Below are 6223 nucleotides of genomic sequence, written 5' to 3' on the forward strand. Positions count from 1 at the left end.
CTAATACCGACTTAAAATATATAGTATATTCAGACCATTTATCCTCGTTTACCCATTCCACAACATAAAATCTTGCACATCTTGCACAATAACTACATTTAATTGCACACCGTTATGAACAGGATACACACCATTTTGCACAAGACTAAATAATCATATAAATACAATTAATAAAAATGAGGTGTAAAAATGGCTAAAGGAATAATTAAGAAGTCTTATGACCGTAGGATTTACCTATTATGGAAGTCAGGTGCTTTCACACAAACCGAGATTGCGGAAAAACTGAGTGTACACCGTAATACAGTTGCCAATGCAATTAGACGTGTAGAGAAAAAAGAAGAAGTTTTGAAGTCAATTGGTGAATAGTATGACTCTATCAATTGATAACAAATTAAAGACTGCAAGAAAGTATTTTCAAAAAAGCATTTCTAATGAAGATATGTCAAACCATGATTTCATGTTAATTATGCAAAATTACGTGGACAGTCTTGGTGATAGTAAGTTTGAACTATACGAACATGTTAAACCATTAGAACATGGTGTTTTAAATAGCCCAGAGAAATTACGCAAAGTTTTCCCAATGGCGAAAGTCAATGTTGACCGTTATGACATTGGGAATCTGCATTATAAAAATAAAAACGACGAATATCGGTTTAACAAGAAACCTGATTATAAATCACAGGACTTCAAATTATCTTATTCAGTAGATCATGTGATGGAGTATATGCGGTGTCTTGATCCGCTTTATTTCATAAAAGAATACTGTTATTTGAAGCATGTTACCCATGGTTTAGTGAAGTTCATACCAAGAAAGTATCAAGAAACGCAATTGCGATTGATGCAGTTTGAAAGAAATACAGTCTTTGCAATGTCTCGTCAGGTTGGTAAGACTCAAACAGCTTCAGGGTATGCAGCGCATTATGTTACTTTCAATCCTTTTAAATCAGTTGGTATTGTCGCGGATAGTTTGTCAAAAGCTGAAAACATGTTGCGAATGATCATGTTAACAATCGGCAATCTTCCTGATTGGATTCAACCTGAAATTGTATCGATGTCGAAATCAAGGATTGAGTTTGCAAACGGAAGTAGTATCCAAGCTTTTGCAAGCCGCGAAGACTCAATGCGTGGTTTCCAGTGTTCAGTTGTATTCATAGACGAAGCTGCATTTATTGATGGTTTCAAAGAGACATTTTCATTAACGATTGAACCAACGCTTTCCAGTGGTGATGATACAAAATGTATTATCTTTTCTACGCCTAACGGGAATAAAGATATTAATTATTTTGCAGAGATGTTCGATCTTGCTGGAGACTGTTTTGAGGATGGTCAAGAGTCAAAAAATGGCTTTATTCGTTACCGTGTTAACTGGCAAGAAAATCCAGAAAATCTCTTTTTCAACCGTTCTGACAAGAAAAAAAGTCGCTGGAATATGGGTATCAGAGCATTTAAGAATGACAAAGTTTTTGATAATGGAAAGTTCTTCAAAGCTTCCAAATTAGCAAAAAATGGTAATAGTTTATCAACCTTTGAACGTGAATATGAAACAAGCTTTAATGTTGCAAACGACACGTTGATAAGCGGTGATGTCTTAATGACAATTGATACACATGACCCGTCTTATGTTCCAGTGAACTATAAAACCGAGGGAATGAACTTCCAGCATACAATCCGAATGTTTAGGAATGTACTTGATCATGAAAAGCTTGTGTTATCAGCGGATGTTGCAAGAGGTGTTGGGCATGACTATTCCGCTTTTATAGTCTATTCACACGATCATGGTGATGTTGTTGCTACTTTTGCTGATAAGAATATTTCAATAGCATGTTATGCAAACTTAATTGTAACAACAGCTAATTTCTTTAATAAAGCAATGATCATTGTCGAGCTGAATAAAGATGGTCACTTACTGTCATATAAGCTTGAAAAAGAATTGAAATACAAGCATTTATTCAAATCTGATTTTAAAAAAGGCGACAGTGAAAATAAAGTTACAACAGGTATTGAGCACAATCAGAATAAAAACCGTGGTTGTAAGACACTAAAAGCTGAGATCGAAAGCAGTGCATTTATATTCTATGACGTTGAATTACTTAATGAATTAAAAGCTTTCATTGAAGTTTCCCCAGATGTATTCAAATCTGTTGGACATCATGACGATCTGACAATGGCATGTGTGACTATGATGACAGCAAGAGATAACAGTAGTTATTATCAAATGATGTCGACTTATCATGATGACAGAATTGAAGATACATATGAACCACTGTTCATTGGAATGTCAAATGGTATCAATGAATACTCAAGTTTCAACCTACCTACTTACAATCCCGATAGTGGAATAATGGCAAGCGGTTACAGTGGATATTAACAGTGATATAAAATATCAACATAAAATGGGATTAGAATCATGCTCGATAAAATAAAAGCTATATTTTCCAAAAAACAACAAGAAAAAGTTACATTTATTCCGACGTCAATTAATCAAAACCAAATTGACTTAGATGATTTAGACGATGAAGATTTTGATTACTTAGAAGCTGAGTTTGACGTATATGCAAAACACTTCCATTCATTGAGTAGTAAAGAACAAGAAGATCTTTTAATTCATAGAGACAACTTCAAATATATGCAATAAAAAACCCCATAAGCTTATGCTTATGGGGTTTTGCTTTAAAAGAATTATAAATTACGAAAAGTTAAAATTGCCCCCATTTCTGAGGGACTTAACACAAAGATATGTTGCCTATTAAACAACACGTTTTTTAAACCTGTTAATGCGACTATGCAAAGTTTTCGCATTCAACCCAAGTTGTCTAGCTTGGAATGAAATTGATATTCCTTTTTCCGCATTTTTTATAATTTGTTCGATTTCATAACGTTTCACCGTTAATCCTCCTTTTCATATATGTATTTAGTGAGGAAATTTTTCTTCATAAATACATATATATAAAACACACAAAGGATTAACAACATGATTACTTTTAAAGGGTTTAAAGAAAAAAACCACCAGCAAATTCACCGAGAACTAAGAGAAAATCAACTGAATGACTTACTGAAATCACTGAACAATCACCCTGAAAACAAAGGTGAGTTTCTTACAGAAAAAACTGAGTATGGTTACATCATAAAAATGAATGGTGCTCAGTTTAATATGACCTTAGAGCAGAGCATTGATCACACTCTTATCGTCAATCTACAAGAGATTTTAAGCAATCTAGATAAGAAATTAGTACCAAAGAAAAGAATAAACGTTGAGCTGAATCTAAGAGAGCATGAGTTTGTCGAGGAATTAACGCAACTGTTTATCAGAACCGATGAGATTAAATTAAAGGTATTACTTGATGCGTTTAAAACTGAAGTGAATGAAACACTGCGAGATGAGATTTTATTGACTGGCAGCACCTTTATTAAAAATATAAAAAATACGGTATTGATTGATAAGAAATTAGCAGTTTTCCATATCAATCGGTTTAAACGCTGGATTGACCAAGTACAAAAGCGAGCGTTATGCAATCAATATAACATTCCTTTTAATGATGGTGTTATTGGTTTTCCTGACTTGATTACTCCAGATAGTGAACTATCTGACTTACAGCATGAACAACTAGGTAAGCTGAGTAAATTACAACCAAGTGACGATGATGCACGAGCAAAAGTTGATGCCATTATTAATACAGTTATTGATCCTAATAATACTGGTGGTAGTGATTTAAAGGCATTAAGTCAAAGCATGGTGTTAATTGATTTGCTTTATTCTAATGATAATAAAAGCCGTAAGTTTGCAATTGATAATCTGAAGGAAATACTTGGTGGCGTTGATGTTGATAACACTGAAGAAATCACAGAGAAAACCCACATAGCACCAGTTAATAAAGTTGGTTCTATTGAACCAGTTAGCAAGGCAAGTATTGAACCAGTTATCAAAGTTGGCTCTAAAAAACCATTAACTGGATTTAAGCAGTTTAAAAAAGAACAAGAAGAACAAGATGGACACGTAAAGCTATCACGAAGCCCAAGAGCAGAATCTATTCACCAAAACCGCGAAATATCAAGTATGTTCGCTGACTTTGATCTTATACACCGTAAACCAAAAGACTCGCGCAAAACAGATCCTGATTTCAAGGAGTTCTTAATCAAAGCTACCACGAAATCAGGAACGGTTATAACTATGGAATGTGATGTTGATGATCTTTTATCTCCAATGTTCCACCAACGATTAAGACAATTAGCTTAAGGAAGGGGGCTGTAATGATTTTTAAAAAAGAATGGTGCATGGACACTATACAAGATAGTCGTGAAGAGTATATGAATAGATATCCGACACCAGACTATATTGACCGTCAAGCTGACCATGGCAAGTTTGATCCAGCAAAATCAATTGAATACTGGGAAAAGAAATATGGCTCAAACTCTATAGATATCTATACACGTGAATGGGTTAGATTCTTTAATGAAGGTATGCGTAATGGATCATAGAGATATAACACCAGCAGCTGAGAAATTAGCTTTAACGACTTTGATTGCAGTTCTTAATAACAAAGTGACCGACTTAAAAGCATATAAACTTGGCTTAATTGATGCTGATGGGACGATAAAACGTCGTCCCAGATCGGATGAAGAGAAAAAAGCTTTCTCTAATCTTGTTAGTTTTATGGCTCAGTTAAAACCATACATCGAACATAAAAAGAACTTTCAATCAAATCAAGCAGTTGATTTTAAAAGAAAATACTCAAATCTTAACTGGTACGATAAAATTGAAGATAACTTAACAGAAGAACAAATAATGATTACTAAAAGCATTCCCGATGATCAAGCCCATGGGGTAGAAATGATCTATATGGAACTACAAGCAATGACGTTTAAACAGCACGATCCAATGGAAGCCGCTGGGACATATGATCCAAAAACTGGAGAGGTTACCGATCTACCCAGAGTCAAGGCATTGAAAGCTATAGGTGTTCCAATTGCTTATGCTGGGTTGCATCCAAAAACTGGACTTCATTACTACAAAATTGGTGATGGTCTCTATCGAGAAAATAACTTAACGGAAAGTATTACAGCTAAAGGCAATGGTGATATTTCACCATTTTTGAAAGCTTGTATAAAAGCAAGTAAGGTAGATTAAATGGAAATACCAGAAATCAAAGGGGGAACCCCTTTGAGTACAATTTGTAGTTACTTATACTATATAGATCTTAACTACCAAAAATAAAAGGCTGTCTAAATGACAGCCTTTTTTGTATTAACCAATAGCCCGTAGTGGTGCAACGTTATTATTACGTGTTTTACGATGTCGGAAGTCTGCACAGTCAATACCAAGAGAAACAAGGTCAACGACATATTATTTTATATGGTTATAGGCATGATTCAGGGGCAAAGCCCCTGATTTCATTTTGGTAGTTGTCTATTTCTTATAGATCTTAACTACAAATACTTACTTTATGTACACCTAGTTTATTTGTTACTTGATCTAGTTGTAAGTTGTTACGGTGGATCAAGGTTGTAGTACGTTTGGTGTAGTACTTAGTAGTTAGTTCCACTACAACTTTAGTCCACCCGTATACTGAAACGTCACTATCTTTGTAGTCTTGCCATTGCGTACAAGTAGCACCAGCAGCCATGATGCTTTTACGTTTCCATTCATAGACATCATCCACTAGCAAGTTAAAAAACGCTTCAACTTTTGTGTCTGGTTTAACGTAGACATTTCCGAGAGGGATCGGGTTGACCACATCCTCAAGAAAAGCAATGTGCGAGTCTATGAGTGATTCGGTTGATATCACACTAACTAGCTCAGGGGAAACCGATATTAACCCGTTGTAATCGCTTTCAGAAACGATTTGGATACGTGCGTAATGACGCTGGTGTAATTTCTTTCCATCACGTCTACGGAGTAGTATGTAATAGCTAGTTGAACCGTCTTTAAACTGGATACGAATCATGTATCTAGAATCTACGGTAATACGATCCACTAGAGTAGAAATTATGTGTCGTATTTCGCTCTTGAGTTCATTATCACCTTGGATATAACGTTCTAAACCTTCTATGTGCTGGTGATATAAATCTAGTGCATACTGGTATTGAGAAAGGTCAATGTGTAGTGGTACATTAAATTTGGCCACCTACTCAGAGGTGATATCATCACCTCTTAACATGGATAGGTGACATCATGACAAAACGAACAAGACGATTATTTAGTGCTGAATTTAAATTAGAGGCAGCA

At 35.0% G+C, this 6223-nt stretch carries 8 protein-coding genes; 6 read left to right on the plus strand and 2 right to left on the minus strand.

All coding sequences use genetic code 11. From position 1 onward, the window contains the following. Positions 1-189: 189 nt before the first annotated feature. From C9J40_RS13705 to C9J40_RS13715, 3 genes are read left to right on the plus strand one after another with little or no spacing between them, the layout of a single operon-like run. On the plus strand, positions 190-366 hold the full coding sequence (locus C9J40_RS13705; protein WP_107247222.1) for a MarR family transcriptional regulator: 177 nt from the start codon (positions 190-192) through the stop codon (positions 364-366). Position 367: 1 nt separating this feature from the next. Next, positions 368-2368: a terminase large subunit domain-containing protein gene (locus C9J40_RS13710; protein ID WP_107247223.1), complete on the plus strand. Its 2001-nt coding sequence runs from the start codon at positions 368-370 to the stop codon at positions 2366-2368. Between the two features lie 39 nt (positions 2369-2407). Continuing rightward, positions 2408-2635, plus strand: coding sequence for a hypothetical protein (locus C9J40_RS13715; protein ID WP_107247224.1), 228 nt, complete (start codon positions 2408-2410; stop codon positions 2633-2635). A 111-nt stretch (positions 2636-2746) separates the two neighbouring features. Here C9J40_RS13715 and C9J40_RS22020 read toward each other — a convergent pair whose 3' ends face one another. After that, the gene (locus C9J40_RS22020; RefSeq protein WP_158259556.1) at positions 2747-2884 is read right to left on the minus strand and encodes a hypothetical protein; all 138 of its coding nucleotides are present in this window, start codon (positions 2882-2884) and stop codon (positions 2747-2749) included. Between the two features lie 87 nt (positions 2885-2971). Here C9J40_RS22020 and C9J40_RS13720 point away from each other — a divergent pair, with 87 nt between their 5' ends. From C9J40_RS13720 to C9J40_RS13730, 3 genes are read left to right on the plus strand one after another with little or no spacing between them, the layout of a single operon-like run. Next, complete coding sequence (locus C9J40_RS13720; RefSeq protein WP_107247225.1) at positions 2972-4234, plus strand: hypothetical protein; 1263 nt, start codon at positions 2972-2974, stop codon at positions 4232-4234. A gap of 14 nt (positions 4235-4248) precedes the next feature. After that, positions 4249-4476, plus strand: coding sequence for a hypothetical protein (locus C9J40_RS13725; protein ID WP_107247226.1), 228 nt, complete (start codon positions 4249-4251; stop codon positions 4474-4476). After that, entirely contained in the window at positions 4466-5125 is a 660-nt protein-coding gene (locus C9J40_RS13730) for a hypothetical protein (protein ID WP_107247227.1), read from the plus strand. Before C9J40_RS13725 ends, C9J40_RS13730 begins: the two co-directional genes overlap by 11 nt. A 295-nt stretch (positions 5126-5420) precedes the next feature. Here the strand turns inward: C9J40_RS13730 and C9J40_RS13735 are convergent, their stop codons facing one another. Next, positions 5421-5942 carry a hypothetical protein gene (locus C9J40_RS13735; RefSeq protein ID WP_146144963.1) on the minus strand — a complete coding sequence of 174 codons (522 nt, stop codon included), beginning with the start codon at positions 5940-5942 and terminating at the stop codon, positions 5421-5423. Positions 5943-6223 lie beyond the last annotated feature (281 nt).

Origin of the sequence: Photobacterium sp. GB-72 (genome assembly GCF_003026095.1) — a bacterium.
In the GTDB taxonomy this organism is placed as follows: Bacteria; Pseudomonadota; Gammaproteobacteria; order Enterobacterales; family Vibrionaceae; genus Photobacterium.

What these genes read in the sequence shown, in the direction of transcription:
- C9J40_RS13705 (WP_107247222.1), top strand. Translation starts at nt 190, where the DNA reads ATGGCTAAAGGAATAATTAAGAAGTCTTATGACCGTAGGATTTACCTA.
- C9J40_RS13710 (WP_107247223.1), top strand. Translation starts at nt 368, where the DNA reads ATGACTCTATCAATTGATAACAAATTAAAGACTGCAAGAAAGTATTTT.
- C9J40_RS13715 (WP_107247224.1), top strand. Translation starts at nt 2,408, where the DNA reads ATGCTCGATAAAATAAAAGCTATATTTTCCAAAAAACAACAAGAAAAA.
- C9J40_RS13720 (WP_107247225.1), top strand. Translation starts at nt 2,972, where the DNA reads ATGATTACTTTTAAAGGGTTTAAAGAAAAAAACCACCAGCAAATTCAC.
- C9J40_RS13725 (WP_107247226.1), top strand. Translation starts at nt 4,249, where the DNA reads ATGATTTTTAAAAAAGAATGGTGCATGGACACTATACAAGATAGTCGT.
- C9J40_RS13730 (WP_107247227.1), top strand. Translation starts at nt 4,466, where the DNA reads ATGGATCATAGAGATATAACACCAGCAGCTGAGAAATTAGCTTTAACG.
- C9J40_RS13735 (WP_146144963.1), bottom strand. Translation starts at nt 5,942, where the DNA reads ATGATTCGTATCCAGTTTAAAGACGGTTCAACTAGCTATTACATACTA.